General features: G+C 40.2%; 16 protein-coding genes. 7 read left to right on the forward strand and 9 right to left on the reverse strand.

Annotation, left to right across the window (positions count from 1 at the left end; genetic code table 11):
- Positions 1-197 precede the first annotated feature (197 nt).
- From gltX to rplK, 4 genes are all read right to left on the reverse strand, one after another.
- Complete coding sequence (gene gltX / locus ACT170_RS07260) at positions 198-1,652, reverse strand: glutamate--tRNA ligase (RefSeq protein WP_037611119.1); 1,455 nt, start codon at positions 1,650-1,652, stop codon at positions 198-200.
- A 235-nt stretch (positions 1,653-1,887) separates the two neighbouring features.
- Positions 1,888-3,858, reverse strand: a complete 1,971-nt coding sequence (locus ACT170_RS07265) for a peptide ABC transporter substrate-binding protein (RefSeq protein ID WP_444818162.1) — start codon at positions 3,856-3,858, stop codon at positions 1,888-1,890.
- A 179-nt stretch (positions 3,859-4,037) separates the two neighbouring features.
- A complete protein-coding gene (gene rplA, locus ACT170_RS07270) occupies positions 4,038-4,727 on the reverse strand; it encodes a 50S ribosomal protein L1 (RefSeq protein ID WP_002885800.1) in 690 nt (229 codons plus the stop codon).
- A 99-nt stretch (positions 4,728-4,826) separates the two neighbouring features.
- Positions 4,827-5,252 (reverse strand): 50S ribosomal protein L11, encoded by a 426-nt coding sequence (gene rplK, locus ACT170_RS07275; RefSeq protein ID WP_002885648.1) that lies wholly within the window; start codon positions 5,250-5,252, stop codon positions 4,827-4,829.
- 171 nt (positions 5,253-5,423) lie between these two features.
- Here rplK and ACT170_RS07280 point away from each other — a divergent pair, with 171 nt between their 5' ends.
- Positions 5,424-5,777, forward strand: coding sequence for a DUF3397 domain-containing protein (locus tag ACT170_RS07280; protein ID WP_002885872.1), 354 nt, complete (start codon positions 5,424-5,426; stop codon positions 5,775-5,777).
- A 96-nt stretch (positions 5,778-5,873) separates the two neighbouring features.
- On the opposite strand, the gene ACT170_RS07285 is transcribed toward ACT170_RS07280, so the two are convergent.
- The 5 genes from ACT170_RS07285 to ACT170_RS07305 all read right to left on the reverse strand — a co-directional run bounded on the left by ACT170_RS07285 (position 5,874) and on the right by ACT170_RS07305 (position 9,589).
- Complete coding sequence (locus ACT170_RS07285; protein ID WP_002885818.1) at positions 5,874-6,371, reverse strand: beta-class carbonic anhydrase; 498 nt, start codon at positions 6,369-6,371, stop codon at positions 5,874-5,876.
- A gap of 151 nt (positions 6,372-6,522) precedes the next feature.
- Positions 6,523-7,218: a TIGR00266 family protein gene (locus tag ACT170_RS07290; RefSeq protein ID WP_037598509.1), complete on the reverse strand. Its 696-nt coding sequence runs from the start codon at positions 7,216-7,218 to the stop codon at positions 6,523-6,525.
- Positions 7,219-7,306: 88 nt separating this feature from the next.
- Entirely contained in the window at positions 7,307-8,668 is a 1,362-nt protein-coding gene (gene radA / locus ACT170_RS07295; protein ID WP_073686093.1) for a DNA repair protein RadA, read from the reverse strand.
- Positions 8,665-9,132, reverse strand: coding sequence for an isochorismatase family protein (locus ACT170_RS07300; RefSeq protein ID WP_064520944.1), 468 nt, complete (start codon positions 9,130-9,132; stop codon positions 8,665-8,667). Before ACT170_RS07300 ends, radA begins: the two co-directional genes overlap by 4 nt.
- A gap of 10 nt (positions 9,133-9,142) precedes the next feature.
- Positions 9,143-9,589 (reverse strand): dUTP diphosphatase, encoded by a 447-nt coding sequence (locus ACT170_RS07305; RefSeq protein WP_021144669.1) that lies wholly within the window; start codon positions 9,587-9,589, stop codon positions 9,143-9,145.
- A 207-nt stretch (positions 9,590-9,796) separates the two neighbouring features.
- Here ACT170_RS07305 and ACT170_RS07310 point away from each other — a divergent pair, with 207 nt between their 5' ends.
- The 6 genes from ACT170_RS07310 to galU all read left to right on the forward strand — a co-directional run bounded on the left by ACT170_RS07310 (position 9,797) and on the right by galU (position 15,218).
- Complete coding sequence (locus ACT170_RS07310; protein ID WP_021144670.1) at positions 9,797-10,399, forward strand: NADPH-dependent FMN reductase; 603 nt, start codon at positions 9,797-9,799, stop codon at positions 10,397-10,399.
- Positions 10,400-10,417: 18 nt separating this feature from the next.
- A complete protein-coding gene (locus tag ACT170_RS07315; RefSeq protein ID WP_347101252.1) occupies positions 10,418-11,668 on the forward strand; it encodes an NAD(P)H-dependent oxidoreductase in 1,251 nt (416 codons plus the stop codon).
- A gap of 116 nt (positions 11,669-11,784) precedes the next feature.
- Complete coding sequence (locus ACT170_RS07320) at positions 11,785-12,576, forward strand: formate/nitrite transporter family protein (RefSeq protein ID WP_002885797.1); 792 nt, start codon at positions 11,785-11,787, stop codon at positions 12,574-12,576.
- A gap of 8 nt (positions 12,577-12,584) precedes the next feature.
- Positions 12,585-13,145, forward strand: a complete 561-nt coding sequence (locus tag ACT170_RS07325; protein ID WP_002885657.1) for an MptD family putative ECF transporter S component — start codon at positions 12,585-12,587, stop codon at positions 13,143-13,145.
- Between the two features lie 118 nt (positions 13,146-13,263).
- A complete protein-coding gene (locus ACT170_RS07330) occupies positions 13,264-14,286 on the forward strand; it encodes an NAD(P)H-dependent glycerol-3-phosphate dehydrogenase (protein WP_037611126.1) in 1,023 nt (340 codons plus the stop codon).
- 17 nt (positions 14,287-14,303) lie between these two features.
- Positions 14,304-15,218, forward strand: coding sequence for a UTP--glucose-1-phosphate uridylyltransferase GalU (gene galU / locus ACT170_RS07335; protein ID WP_084915260.1), 915 nt, complete (start codon positions 14,304-14,306; stop codon positions 15,216-15,218).
- Positions 15,219-15,256 lie beyond the last annotated feature (38 nt).

The following is a 15,256-nucleotide window of genomic DNA, read 5'->3' on the forward strand; positions in this document are numbered from 1 at the left end:
CCAAATCTTCTCATAATGCTCACTCCTCCCTAATTTTTATTACCAATCTATTATAAAACTAATTTAAAGTTTTGAAAATGATGATATGGTTACGAAATATCATCATTATATTACAAAAGTAGGATTAGCAATTATCATATAATCATTGACATATCGCTTATGTGCATTCGAAAACCCAACAATTGTTGGGTTTGTTTTTATAGTGTTGCAAGAACTTGATCAATATGTTTGATTGACTTTTCACGTCCGAGCAAGAAAATAGTATCTGGCAATTCTGGACCGTGCATTTCTCCTGAAACAGCAATACGAATTGGCATGAAGAGATTTTTCCCTTTGATTCCTGTTTCTTTTTGAACAGCCTTAATTTGTGGGAAAATATTTTCAACAACAAACTCATCATCAGACATAGCTTCAAGTTTGGCTTTAAAGGCTTTAAGTACTGTTGGTACTGTTTCACCAGCCATAACTTCTTTTTCAGCCTCTGTCAATTCTGGGAAATCTTCAAAGAAGAGATCTGTAAGAGGGACAATTTCTTCTGCTGCTGTCATTTGTGGTTTGTAGAGTTCCACTAATTTTTCAGCTTTATCTGTCAAACGACCAGCTTCTTCCAAGAAAGGTTTGCAAAGAGCAAAGACCTTATCGAAATCTGCATTCTTAATGTAGTCGTTACTCATCCAGTCCAATTTTTTCTGGTCAAAGGCCGCTGGTGACTTGCTTAGACGGTTTTCATCAAAAAGTTTAATGAGTTCTTCACGAGAAAAGATTTCGTCTTCACCGCCAGGATTCCAACCAAGAAGAGCAATGAAGTTAAAGACTGCTTCTGGAAGGTAACCTTTTTTACGGTAATCTTCGATAAATTGAAGGGTGTTAGTATCACGTTTAGACAACTTCTTACCAGTTTCAGAATTGATGATAAGGGTCATGTGTCCAAACTCAGGGGCTTCCCAACCAAGAGCTTCATAAACCATAAGTTGTTTTGGTGTATTGGCAATATGGTCATCTCCACGGATAACGTGTGAAATTTGCATATCATGGTCATCAACAACTACCGCAAAGTTGTAAGTTGGGTATCCATCTTTCTTCTGGATAACCCAATCACCACCGATATTACCACCTTCAAATTCGATATCTCCCTTAACGATATCATGCCATTTATAAATCCCTGACTCATTAACCGCCAAACGAACTGTAGGTACAATACCTGCCGCTTCACGTTCTGCGATGTAGGCAGCTTTTTCTTCTTCAGTCATGCCAAGGAACTCGTTAATGTAACGAGGAGTTTCACCAGCTGCTTCTTGACGTTCACGCTCTGCAGCTAACTCTTCTTCAGTTACGTATGACTTATAGGCTTTACCTTCTGCCAAAAGTTGATCAATATATTTTTGGTAAAGCGGTAAACGTTCTGATTGACGATAGTTTTCGTGTGTTTCAGGACTTTCATCCCAGTCAATTCCCAACCAACGCAAGTTATCAAGCTGTGAACGCTCACCATCTTCAACGTGACGTTTACGGTCAGTATCTTCAATACGGATAATGAATGTACCTCCATGATGACGTGCATAAAGGTAGTTAAACAATGCTGTACGAGCATTACCAATGTGTAGAAGCCCTGTTGGACTTGGTGCGTAACGAACGCGGATATCTTTAGCCAAGATAAATCTCCTTTTTTTGTTCCATTCTTCAGTCTTTGGATACCTATTAAGCCTAAAGTCCCTTCCTTAGGACTAACTTAAGATGATAAGTACCAGTAGGCAACTCTATCCCCCAAACTTTCCAAATAAAAATCTAGAAGCGAGTACCAATCTTTCTTATTATATCACAATCTAGGGGTGGTTCGAGAAATTTTGTTAAAAAAACGACTACCTAAAGGTAGACGTTTTCAATAGATTACTTAACGTGTTTGGCAAGATCTTTTTGAGCTTTGTCATTAGATTTCGCTTTTTCTTTAAGCCAATCTTTATAAGCTGAATCATATTGTTTCTTAGTCACAATATCATCTTGAGATTTAAGATACTTGAAGTAGTATGTAGAACCTTTATCACCGGCTTGAGCATAAGCTCCTGAGAATGGCTTAATACGAGAAACTACAGCGGCTGCACCGTTATAAGTAGTCGTTGGGATATAAAGTGCACTATCCGTCAACCATGCCTGAGCTTTTGCATATTTTTCATAACGAGCCGTCAAGTCTGTTGTTTCCTTAGAAGCATCATCAACCAATTGGTCATATTCTTTAAGACCTACTTTTTCAACCGCTTGACTATTTGGATCGTCATAACCCATGAAAGATTTAGTATTTTCACTATTTGTAGTCTTCAAAACATCAAGATAAGTTGATGGATCAAGGTAATCAGGCTCCCAAGCCACACCTACTGACAAATCCCAATCCTCTGCCGCTGCATTTGAAGCAGAGTAGGTAATGTTATAGAAATCATCAGTTGACAATTGGTGAAGATCAAGTACAACATTATCTTTTCCAAGAGCTGATTCAATAGATTGTTTAAGTGACTGCACTTGGTTCACAAAGATTTTATTTGACTGATTGACAGGAACATCCAAATGGATTGGGAACTGAACCCCTTCTGCTTGAAGAGCTTCTTTGGCTTTAGCAAATTCAGCCTTAGCTTTTTCTGGATTATAAAGACCATCTTGACTATCTGCAAGATTCACACCAGACCACTCATCACCATAAGCTGGAAGTTGATCCATTACCATTGTTCCGAAATCCTTACCATCTGCTTGAACAAAGTCTGGTTTAACATAGATATTACGAACGGCAGTACTACCACCCTCTTTACCGTTAAGTTGTGCGGCGTAATTTGTACGGTCAATGGCAAAACCTAATGCTTGACGGAAATCTTTGTTAAGAAGAGCTGTCTTAGTTGATGTCTTTTGTTGATCATTTTCTTTAGATGTATGGTCATAAGTTTGACGATCGATATTAATACCGACACCTTCTACAGCTGCTCCAGGTTGTGTATAGAAAATATTGTCTTTGTACTGTTTTTCAACTTTAGAATAGTTTGAGCTAGTTGGGTATAGACGAGCTAAGTTATAGACTCCATCAGTGAAGTTACGTTCCAAGGATTCTTGGTCTGTACCATCATCGTAAGTCAATTTAACTGTATCAAAATAGACATTATCCTTATCCCAGTAGTTTTCATTCTTGGTGAACTCAATAGAAGATTTCGTTGTCAAAGATTTAAGAAGATATGGACCGTTATAAAGAATAGATGTTGGGTCTGTTGACTTACCAAAGTCTTTACCTTTAGATTTCAAGAAATCTTCATTAACAGGCCAAGTAACAGAGTAGGTCAATTTTGAATTCCAGTAAGGTTCTGGTTGGCTAAGCGTATATTGCAAAGTGTAATCATCAACTGCTTTGATACCAACATTTGAGAAGTCCTTGTTGGCACCTGAAAGGTAATCATTCAAGCCCTTAACTGAGTTTTGTAGCAAATAAATCGCTTCAGAATTAGTATCAGCAGCATGCTTAAGACCTGTTACAAAGTCTTTAGCTGTTACATTGGCATATTCTTCACCATCTGAAGTGTACCATTTGACACCCTTACGAATCTTGTAAGTATATGTCAAACCATCTTGAGAAACAGACCAGTTTTCAGCGACAGAAGGTTTTAGATTCCCATATTGGTCATTTTCAAACAAACCATCAACACCGTTACTAACGGCTGTCGTCATGTTTTTCTTATTTGTAGAAACATAGTCTAGGGTTGCAGGATCGCCACCGTAAACATAATTATAAGTCTTACCAGACGTCTTACTTGATGACGAGCAAGCCGTTAAAACACCTACAGATAACAGGCCTACGGTTGCTAGTAAAAATACCTTACTCTTTTTCATTCATTGCCTCCTTAATTCGCAACGTAAAAAGTTCAAAATCAATAATTATGTGTATACGCTTAAATTATACCATAAATTCGAAAAAGCAGCACTACTTTCTGAATATTTTTTATTTTCTACTCAAATTTCGTGTCTAGAGTAAGAAAAAAACCTATCCGAAGATAGGTTTTTTACTACTCTTACAATGAGTTAGGATCAACTTTGATACCAGCACCTTGTGTAGTAGTGATTGAAAGGTTTGTGATGTAAGTACCTTTCGCTGTAGCTGGTTTAGCTTTTTGGATTGCATCGTTAAATGCTTTGAAGTTTTCAACCAATTTTTCAGTTTCGAATGAAACTTTACCGATGATAGCTTGTACGTTACCTGCTTTATCAGCACGGTAAGTGATTTTACCACCTTTAGACTCTTCAACTGCTTTAGCAACGTCCATAGTTACTGTACCAGTTTTAGGGTTTGGCATCAAGTTACGTGGTCCAAGGACACGTCCAAGACGACCAACGATTGCCATCATATCTGGTGTTGCAACAACAACGTCAAAGTCAAGCCATCCACCGTTGATTTTAGCAACGAGTTCGTCTTCACCAACGAAGTCAGCACCTGCTGCTTTAGCTTCTTCAGCTTTAGCACCACGAGCAAATACAAGAACGCGTTGAGTTTTACCAGTACCGTTTGGCAATACCATTGCTCCACGGATTTGTTGGTCAGCTTTCTTAACGTCGATGTTAAGGTTGTATGATACTTCAACAGTAGCATCGAATTTTGCGAAGTTAGTTTCTTGTGCAAGAGCTACAGCTTCTTCTACGCTGTAAGCTTTTGTGCTGTCGATTTTCTCAAGAGCAGCACGCATTTGTTTGCTTTTTTTAGCCATGTTAATTATTTCTCCTTGTGTAATGTGGTCATAACGACTTTCATCTTCCACGTCACTCAGCGAAGTGAGACGACGTCTGTGGTTTTCTTGTTAACTGAATTAGTCAGTAACAGTGAATCCCATTGAACGTGCAGTACCTTCGATCATACGCATAGCTGATTCGATGTTTGCAGCGTTCAAGTCAGGCATTTTAGTTTCAGCAATTTCTTGTACTTGTGCACGAGTTACTGAAGCAACTTTAACTGAGTTTGGAGTACCTGAACCTTTTTCAACACCTGCAGCTTTTTTCAAAAGAACAGCAGCTGGTGGTGTTTTAGTGATGAAATCAAATGATTTATCTTCATACACAGAGATAACAACTGGGATGATCATACCAGCTTGATCAGCTGTACGAGCGTTAAACTCTTTAGTGAATCCCATGATGTTGATTCCGGCTTGACCAAGAGCTGGTCCAACTGGTGGAGCTGGAGTCGCTTTACCAGCAGGAATCTGAAGTTTTACGATGTTTTCGACTTTTTTAGCCATTTTGTAATTTCCTCCTATTGTGGTTTTGGCGGTAAGTAAGTTTTGTTACCTCCCACAAGTATGTTTTTACATACCTTATCTATTATACAGAAATTCTTTTTAGATGCAAGAATTTCTTATTAAGTTTAGGAAAAAATTTACATAAAGGACTTTTCGAGGTAAAATAGACTTATGATTCTATATAAATTCTTTGCTATAGCTTTTTTGATTTTAACACCTATCTTTGCTTTTATCATCCACCGATTCTTTAGTTTAAAATACCTCGGGCTTAATTTTGCTGACCTTACCTTCCCACTTTATTTTATTGAGGTGGTTGCTGTGTCAGCCCGTTTCTTCACCCATAGCTTTCTGCCTTACATCACTATCTTATTATCCTTGGCGGCTATAATTATCACAATTCAGATGCTAAGAAAAACACAATCTTTCAAGTTTAAACGTTTTCTTAAGTTATTCTGGCGTATCAGCTTTTTTATCACCAGTCTTTTCTATTTAGGGACTGTGATTCTCATTTTTATCGTTTCTTAAAAACTAGATTAACTCAGCATTTATATTTTATGCTGAGTTTTTTTTATGTCAAACCATGAAAAAAGCAGGCAATCATGCCTGCTAAACTTTTCGGTATTAGGGATGAACTTGAGTCATTCGACCAGTATCTACATCATAAACCGCACCGGAGATGATAACATCCTCAGGGATAAGCGGTGACTGACGAAGAATAGCCATATCTTCACGAACACTCTCTTCTACATCTGTGAATGGAAGAAAATCTTGATCAGAAACATCAACACCAAGTTCTTTATTGAGATAGGCGGTAAACTCATCGTTCTTAAAGGTCTGAGCACCACAATCTGTATGGTGAAGAACTACGATTTCTCGTGTCCCCATCTGTTGTTGAGAAATGACCAAAGAACGAATCATATCTTCCGTCACACGACCACCCGCATTACGTAAAATATGAGCGTCACCTAGGGCCAACCCCAAAGCCTGAGCAACGTGAAGGCGTGAATCCATACAAGTCACAATAGCCACCTTAGTCTTTGGTTTCAAGGGAAGATGGGCTGTCCCGTGGAGGTCAACATAGGCTTTGTTGGCATTGAGAAAGTTTTCAAAATAAGACATAATAACTCACTTTCTAATGAAGAAAATAATTTGACTATCAAATTATTTACACACTATCTTATCATCTTTTTATTAACTTGTCAGCTATTGAGTTCGCAACATAAAAAAGGAGAATAAATGCTAACAAGCATCCATCCTCCTTCAATTTATATTATGAACGTTTTGGCAAGTATCTATTAAGCAAGCCTGCAAAGGTTTGAAGATTGAGACTTTGAACATAAATTTCACCTGTTCCTCTAAAGGTATTCACAACACCCTCTCCTGTCCCAATAGACTGCCAGAAACCATTTTCCAGGTGAATATTATAATCAAGTGTCTGACTCCAGGCAACGACATGAGCATTATCAATAGTCACTTCTTGATTGTTTAGCTCAATTTTTTTAATAGAGCCATAAGCATTTGCCAAGAGAGTTCCTTGGCCTTGGGTAGTCATTACAAAGAAACCACCCTGACCACCAAAAAGAGCCTTACCAACAGACTGAAGCTCCATTGTATAGTAAGCTGTGCCATCAAGTGCTAGAAAGGCACCGTCGTTTAGTCGGTACTGTTTTTCACCTAAATAAAGTGGAATCACTTGACCTGGAGAATCAGGGGCCAAGGCTATATAGCCGTTATTGGACTGCGAGACAACCTGAGTAATAAAGCTACTTTCGCCCGAAACCATTGAACGCCCAACTGCTTTTACAAAGCGACCTAAACCTGATCCACTGGCATTTAATTTGGTACTCAGTGTCACATTCGGTGTGTGATATACCATACTGCCACGCTGGATAAAGACTGTTTCACCTTGATTAAGAGATAACTCTACTAGCGGGAATTGCATATTGCTGTCTGTAAAAAATTGCATAATAAATACCTCCCTATTCTTAAGAAAAGTATAGCATCGAACAGGTACTTTTGCAAGCGCTTCCAAACACTTGTTTTGAGGCCTCTTTTTAAGAAAAGACTTTTTTGAGTACTTCTCCTACCGTCGTGACCCCAATAACCTGGATACCTTCTGGAATCTTCATGCCATGAAGCGAATTTTTAGGAGCATAAATCTTAGTAAAACCTAATTTAGCAGCCTCATTAATACGCTGTTCAATGCGAGTTACTCGGCGAATCTCTCCAGTCAACCCAATTTCTCCTATAAAAGCTTCTTGTGGATTGGTTGGAAGCTCCTTGTAACTAGAAGCAATCGCAACGGCTACAGCAAGGTCAATAGCTGGCTCGTCTAATTTGACACCACCAGCCGATTTGAGATAGGCATCTTGATTTTGGAGAAGAAGGCCACAACGTTTCTCTAAAACAGCCATAATGAGGCTGACACGGTTAAAGTCCAGTCCCGTCGTTGTCCGCTTGGCATTACCAAAGACGGTTGGTGTCACCAAGGCTTGAACTTCAGCTAAGATAGGTCTGCTACCTTCCATTGTCACAACAATGGCAGAACCTGTAGCACCGTCTAGGCGTTCCTCTAAGAAAACCTGGCTAGGATTTAGCACCTCTACCAAACCACCAGACTGCATCTCAAAAATCCCAATCTCATTGGTTGAACCAAAACGGTTTTTGACTGCTCGTAAAATACGGAAGGTATGATGACGTTCCCCCTCAAAATAGAGCACAGTATCCACCATGTGTTCCAACATACGTGGTCCAGCCAGCTGTCCCTCCTTGGTCACATGCCCAACAATAAATGTGGCAATGTTATTGGTTTTGGCAATCTGCATGAGTTCAGCAGTGACTTCACGAACCTGAGATACAGAACCTTGAACGCCAGAAATCTCTGGACTCATAATGGTCTGAATAGAGTCGATAATGAGGAAATCGGGTTTTATGGCCTCTACTTGACTGCGAACGGCTTGCATATTGGTCTCAGCATACAGATAAAATTCGTTATCAATATCGCCTAAACGTTCACTCCGCAATTTGATTTGCTCGGCAGATTCTTCTCCAGATACATAGAGGACTGTTCCCTTGTTAGCCAGTTGCGTTGACACCTGTAAGAGAAGGGTTGATTTCCCTATCCCTGGATCTCCTCCAATAAGAACCAGACTGCCCGGAACCACACCGCCACCTAAAACACGGTTAAACTCGTCCATATCAGTCTTTATGCGGGCATAATTGATTGAGGATACTTCTTTTAATTTAGTTGGTTTAGACTTTTCACCCGTCAAACTGACACGGGCATTTTTTACCTCCTGCACCTCAACCTCTTCTTCAAAAGAGGACCAAGAAGAACAGTTGGGACAGCGCCCTAGATATTTGGGTGAATTGTAGCCACATTCTCGACAAACAAAAGTTGATTTTTTCTTTGCTATGATAATTCTCCTTCTACGATTACTCCGACAGAATGCCACTTATGCAATGTTTTTGTAAATTTCTTCTGGTTGGCAACTCCGACAGCGGACAAATCGACAGAAACCTGATAATTCTCCTTGACAGCTGCCAAAATGGAAGCCTTGACACAGCCATTGCCATCTACCCCTATAAACTCTATGCTTTTAGCACCATTTCCCTCTAAAAAATCTTTTAAATCTGAATTAGTAAAGCAAGAAGCCCGACGCTTCTCAAAGATACGAGAAGATACAAGCAGCAAGCCGGTCGCAAATTTCTTCTTTCTATCTTTTCTCTCCCAGAAAAAACGATTGAGAATATAGATAACCCGGTCGCTAGGATAGCTAGCAATTTTGTCATTTACAGCTACAATCAGTTCTTCATGATATGCTTTTCCTACAGCAACATAATCTGACTGCATATCGATTACTAACAAATAATCTGCCACTTTGCTTCCTCTACTGTCCAGTCGATCCAAAGCCACCTGTACGAACACCATCAGCTTCGTCTCCATCTACAATCAAGAAGGGCATAAAGACACCTTGAACGATGCGTTCGCCAACTTCAAGAGTCACGGGCTGATTAGTAATATTTTTCATCTGGGCGAAGATATGACCTTCATTTCCTGGATTTCCATAGTAATCGCCGTCAATAACGCCAACTGAGTTAATCAAGACCAGACCTTTTTTGCGAGGGTTTGATGAACGGTCATAGAGATAGAGAACCTCACCAGGTTGCATGTAAGCCTTAACACCTGTTGGGACGAGAACAATTTCCCCAGGAGCAATGACAATGTTCTCTGCCACCTTTAAGTCATAACCTGCAGCATGGGCTGTCTCACGTTTTGGAAGCAATTCCTGATTGTTATAGGTTGATACGAGTTCAAATCCACGAATTTTTGTCATTATTTTTCCTTTCGATACATCTATTGACTAGTATTTGTATAAACTAGCCATGCTAGCTTCAGACTTTTAAATCTATCCTATTATAATCTATTCGAAATAAGATGACAAAGGTAATAGTCTAATCACTTTCTCATTAAACGAAGATTGACTTTTAACCAGGAAAACGCTAACATAGTACTAGATATAATACTTTTAAGGAGAATTGTCATGAAATTCATCGGACTTGTTGGTACGAATTCAAAACGTTCAACTAATAGACAATTATTGCAATATATTCAGAAACATTTTGCAGATAAGGCAGACATCGAACTTGTTGAAATCAAAGACCTTCCTATCTTTAACAAACCCGCTAACAAGAAATTGCCAGAAAGTGTCCTTGAAATCGTTAAAAAAATCGATGAAGCTGATGGTGTTATTATTGGAACACCTGAGTATGACCACTCAATTCCTGCCGTTCTCATGAACGCTTTAGCTTGGGTATCATACGGCGTTTTCCCTCTTTTGAATAAGCCAGTTATGATTACAGGGGCATCTTACGGAACACTCGGGGCTTCTCGTGCACAGTTACAACTTCGTCAAATCTTGAATGCTCCAGAAATCAAAGCTAATGTGCTTCCAGACGAATTCTTACTTTCACATTCCCTACAAGCTTTTGATAGCAATGGTGATTTAGTCGACCTTGATGTCATCAAAAAACTAGATGCTATTTTCGATGACTTCCGTCTCTACGTCAAAATTACTGGTAAACTCTCACATGCTACAGAGTTGCTACATAAAGAAGCTGAAGACTTCGACTGGGAAAGCCTATAGGACAGGAGAATAGAAACTATGAAATTTGTTGGACTCGTTGGAGCAAATTATGACCAATCATATAACCGTAAACTGCTCGAATTTATCAGAAGACATTTTAAAATAAAATTTGAACTTGAAGTTTTGGAAATTGATGAAGTTCCTATGTTTAACCAAGATGAAAAATGGGATGACAGCTTCCAACTTCGCTTACTTAATAACAAAATTACACGCGCTGACGGTGTTATCATTGCAACACCTGAACATAACCACACTATCTCTGCAGCACTTAAGTCAGTTTTAGAGTGGCTCTCATTCGAAGTGCACCCTTTTGAAAACAAGCCTGTAATGATTGTTGGTGCTTCTTACTACGACCAAGGAACTTCACGTGCCCAAGTGCATTTGCGTAAAATCCTTGAAGCACCTGGTGTCAATGCCTATACACTTCCAGGTAATGAATTCTTGCTTGGAAAGGCTAAAGAAGCCTTTGACCTTGAGGGTAACATTACTAACGAAGGTACTATTAACTTCCTTGAACAATGCTTAGATAATTTCATCCAATATGTAGGAGTGGTTTCTAAATTGAAAAAACCAAAACCAATCGAACCTGAAGACTTGGATTGTAACAACCCAATCGCTACAACTGTTACTGAGGTCGACCCTGATGATCCTGAATGGGTAGAAAAAGTAGCTGAAATTACTGGTGCGGTATCTGGCGATACCTACGTAAAATTGGACCACGGTATTTTGACAGTTAATCAAATTGACATGTTCCTCAAGGCAATGCCGTTTGAATTGACCTATGCCGATGATAATAACCAGTTCCTCTACTACAATAACGCCCATCAAGATCCTGACACTATGTTTGCCAAACGTGTGCCACCTCAATCTGGTAGCCGTATGTCAACTGTTCACGGCTCACTTCCACCAGCTCGTATGAAAAATGTAGAATGGGTTATCGGTACACTTCGTAATGGTAACCAAGAATACGTTCGTACGATTGTTCCAGGGTCACCTGAAGGAGTTATCAATACGCATAACTATCAGGCTATGTACTATGATGATGGTTCTTATGCAGGAATCAATGAAATCGTCTTTAACTTTAAACCATGGCTTGACTGGTATCTCGAAACAACTGGTCAACGCCTTGTCGGAGGAAGCGGTCCTTTTGCACCAGCTGCAGCTAGTCATGGCGGTAGCGACGCCACATCTGGTGCATCAGATGCGGGTGGTCATGGTGGCGACGCAGCCCCAGCCGCAGATGCAACATCTGGAGCATCCTCATATTAAGACTTGGAAAAGTTGGGACAACTGTCCTGACTTTTTTTCATGGTCATCTTAGATTCATTTTCACTCGAGTTTGCGCATTTGCCATGCTCCAAGCCACACATTTTAGAGGTAAACCTATGTCTCAATTTCAAGAAAAAGTATTCGCTGCTTGTGCTAAAAAAGAAGCTCTCTTTGACGAAAGTCTGGGGCGCTATGCCTTGCGTTCTATGCTTGCAGGAGCTTATCTTACCATGTCGACTGCTGTAGGAATTATTGGTGCGGATGTTATCGCAACAGGTATTCCAGCCCTTTCTCGTTTTGTCTTTGCCTTTATCTTTGCCATCGGACTGGTCTTCGTTCTCATATTCAATGGAGAGTTGGCTACTTCAAACATGATGTTCCTGACCAGTGGTGCCTATTATGGTAAAATCAAATGGAGCAAGGTGTGTACCATCCTCCTCTACTGTACCTTCTTTAATTTTGTCGGTGCCCTTATCTTGGCCTGGTTCTTCAACCAATCCTTCTCTTTCCAACATTTGACTGACAAGAGTTTCTTAGTTACTGCTGTCTCAACCAAGCTTGGAAAAACAGATTGGATGAACTTTACAGAAGGTATTACAGCTAATATGTTTGTTAATATTGCCATCTTGGGCTACATGCTCCTCAAAGAAGAATCTGCTAAAATTTTCATTGCGCTATCAGCTATCTTTATGTTTGTGTTTTTGATTAATGAACACTTGATTGCGAACTTTGCTTCTTTCATGTTGCTCGGTTTCAACGGTGTGCGTGATGCTGTGGATAATTTCACTTTAGCAAATATTCTACGTCAGTGGGTAGTCGTTTTCTTCGGCAACTGGATTGGCGGAGGTATTTTCATTGGTTTGGCATACTCTTGGCTCAATAAAACTAAAACACCTCACATTGATTAGGAGACCACATGCGTCAAAAAACATTCATCAAACAAACCAGCCTAGCTATTCTACTGTATTTTATTTGCCTAGCCCTTGCAGTTGCCATTGATTTAATCTTTTTCAAAGTCAAAAATATGTATCATACACCTGCCTTAGCGGCTATCTTTGCAGGCTGGGTCTACTTGGGGCTTATCAGAAAGACAAAACAATTTGGAGCGATTACCTGTCTGGGTATCTTTATATCCCTCTTCTTCTTTGCCTCTGGGCACTTTGTTCTAGCCTTTCTTCCTAGCTTTCTGGCTGGCCTTGTCGCTGACTTTCTAGCTAAGAAAGGGAACTATGAGAATAGTAAACTTAATTTACTTTCCTATATGATCTTTTCCCTAGGGAACTTAGCACCCATTATCACCATGTGGCTTGCGCCCAAAGCTTATATCGCACAGCTCCTAGCCAAAGGGAAAACTCAAGATTATGTAAATCAAGTTATGGTTCCCTTTACAGCCAGTCATGTCTTAATCCTGATTGGAGGAACGCTCATGGCTGCTCTCATTGGGGGCTACATTGCCCAAAATTGGCTGAAAAAATAAATAGCCATCAGCCCTCCTAACAGAGAGTACAAGACAAACATGCTTTTCTTATGTTATAATGAGAAAGAATACAGTCTTTTTCTACTTTGTTAGAAAGGACCTAAAGGGAGACCTAATGATGAAAAAACAAAAAATCGCTGTCTTGGGCCCTGGTTCATGGGGAACTGCCCTTGCTCAGGTACTCAACGACAACGGACACGAGGTCCGTATTTGGGGAAACATCCCTGAACAAATTGATGAAATTAACGAGAAACACACCAATACCCGCTACTTCAAGGATGTGGTTTTGGATGAAAACATTAAAGCCTACAAAGAGCTATCTGAAGCCCTAGATGGTGTCGACGCTGTTCTCTTTGTTGTTCCAACCAAGGTCACTCGCTTAGTTGCTAAGCAAGTTGCTGAACTTTTGGACCACGAAGTTGTTGTCATGCATGCTTCAAAAGGTTTAGAACCTGGAACACACGAACGTCTTTCAACAATCCTTGAAGAAGAGATTCCTAAGGAACTTCGTAGTGAGATTGTTGTCGTATCTGGTCCAAGCCACGCTGAAGAAACTATTGTTCGCGATATCACTTTGATTACAGCAGCATCTAAGGATCTTGAAGCGGCACGCTATGTCCAAGGTATTTTCAGCAATAGCTACTTCCGCCTCTACACCAATTCAGATGTGATTGGTGTTGAAACAGCTGGTGCTCTTAAAAACATTATCGCGGTAGGTGCTGGTGCCCTCCACGGTATGGGATATGGGGACAATGCTAAGGCAGCCGTTATTACTCGTGGCCTTGCGGAAATTACTCGTCTTGGTGTGAAACTTGGGGCTGATCCTTTGACTTACAGCGGTCTATCTGGGGTTGGTGACCTTATTGTTACAGGAACCTCTATCCATTCACGTAACTGGCGTGCTGGGGATGCGCTCGGTCGTGGAGAAAAGCTAGAAGACATTGAACGTAACATGGGAATGGTTATCGAAGGTATTTCAACCACAAAGGTTGCCTATGAAATCGCCCAAGAACTCGGCGTCTACATGCCAATAACAACAGCAATCTACAAATCTATCTATGAGGGTGCTGATATCAAGGAATCTATTCTCAATATGATGTCCAACGAATTGCGCTCTGAAAATGAATGGGATAAAAAATAAAAATCTGAGGAGTTCTCATGAAGAATCAAAAAGTTAGAAAAGCTATCATCCCCGCTGCAGGACTCGGAACACGCTTTTTACCAGCTACTAAGGCCTTGGCCAAAGAAATGTTGCCAATCGTTGACAAACCAACCATCCAATTTATCGTTGAAGAAGCCCTCAAATCAGGTATCGAAGATATCTTGGTGGTTACTGGTAAGTCAAAACGTTCTATCGAAGACCACTTTGATTCAAACTTCGAGTTAGAATACAACTTGGAACAAAAAGGTAAGACAGACCTGTTGAAATTGGTTAATGACACCACTGCTATTAACCTCCACTTTATCCGCCAAAGCCACCCACGTGGCCTTGGAGATGCTGTTCTTCAAGCCAAAGCATTTGTCGGAAATGAGCCATTCGTTGTCATGCTTGGTGACGACCTCATGGATATCACTAATGACAAAGCAGTACCTTTGACTAAGCAGCTCATTAACGATTATGAGGAAACACACGCATCAACCATTGCAGTTATGCCTGTACCTCACGAGGAAGTGTCTTCTTATGGTGTCATCGCCCCTCAAGGCAAAGGCGAAAATGGACGTTATAGTGTTGAAACTTTCGTTGAAAAACCAAATCCAGAGGATGCACCAAGTGATCTTGCTATCATCGGGCGTTACCTTCTAACACCTGAAATTTTCGGTATTTTGGAAACTCAAGAACCAGGTGCTGGAAATGAAGTCCAATTGACTGATGCTATCGATACACTTAACAAGACACAACGCGTCTTTGCCCGCGAATTTACGGGAAACCGTTATGATGTCGGTGACAAATTCGGATTCATGAAAACATCTATCGATTACGCACTTAAACATCCTCAAGTTAAAGATGACCTCAAGCAATACCTCATTGACTTGGGCCACAAACTTGAAGGCAAAGCAGCTAAAAAAGACTAATATAAAAACCATCGAACATGACATTCGATGGTTTTTTC

Origin of the sequence: Streptococcus sp. cx1, assembly GCF_052384325.1 — a bacterium.
GTDB classification, from domain to species: Bacteria; Bacillota; Bacilli; order Lactobacillales; family Streptococcaceae; genus Streptococcus; species Streptococcus salivarius_G.

Bases quoted from the DNA above. Each gene is read 5' to 3' on its own strand.
- ACT170_RS07280 (WP_002885872.1), top strand. From the start codon at position 5,424: ATGATTCTATATAAATTCTTTGCTATAGCTTTTTTGATTTTAACACCT.
- rplK (WP_002885648.1), bottom strand. From the start codon at position 5,252: ATGGCTAAAAAAGTCGAAAACATCGTAAAACTTCAGATTCCTGCTGGT.
- ACT170_RS07320 (WP_002885797.1), top strand. From the start codon at position 11,785: ATGTCTCAATTTCAAGAAAAAGTATTCGCTGCTTGTGCTAAAAAAGAA.
- ACT170_RS07325 (WP_002885657.1), top strand. From the start codon at position 12,585: ATGCGTCAAAAAACATTCATCAAACAAACCAGCCTAGCTATTCTACTG.
- ACT170_RS07265 (WP_444818162.1), bottom strand. From the start codon at position 3,858: ATGAAAAAGAGTAAGGTATTTTTACTAGCAACCGTAGGCCTGTTATCT.
- ACT170_RS07315 (WP_347101252.1), top strand. From the start codon at position 10,418: ATGAAATTTGTTGGACTCGTTGGAGCAAATTATGACCAATCATATAAC.
- ACT170_RS07285 (WP_002885818.1), bottom strand. From the start codon at position 6,371: ATGTCTTATTTTGAAAACTTTCTCAATGCCAACAAAGCCTATGTTGAC.
- ACT170_RS07305 (WP_021144669.1), bottom strand. From the start codon at position 9,589: ATGACAAAAATTCGTGGATTTGAACTCGTATCAACCTATAACAATCAG.
- ACT170_RS07310 (WP_021144670.1), top strand. From the start codon at position 9,797: ATGAAATTCATCGGACTTGTTGGTACGAATTCAAAACGTTCAACTAAT.
- ACT170_RS07330 (WP_037611126.1), top strand. From the start codon at position 13,264: ATGAAAAAACAAAAAATCGCTGTCTTGGGCCCTGGTTCATGGGGAACT.
- rplA (WP_002885800.1), bottom strand. From the start codon at position 4,727: ATGGCTAAAAAAAGCAAACAAATGCGTGCTGCTCTTGAGAAAATCGAC.
- ACT170_RS07290 (WP_037598509.1), bottom strand. From the start codon at position 7,218: ATGCAATTTTTTACAGACAGCAATATGCAATTCCCGCTAGTAGAGTTA.
- galU (WP_084915260.1), top strand. From the start codon at position 14,304: ATGAAGAATCAAAAAGTTAGAAAAGCTATCATCCCCGCTGCAGGACTC.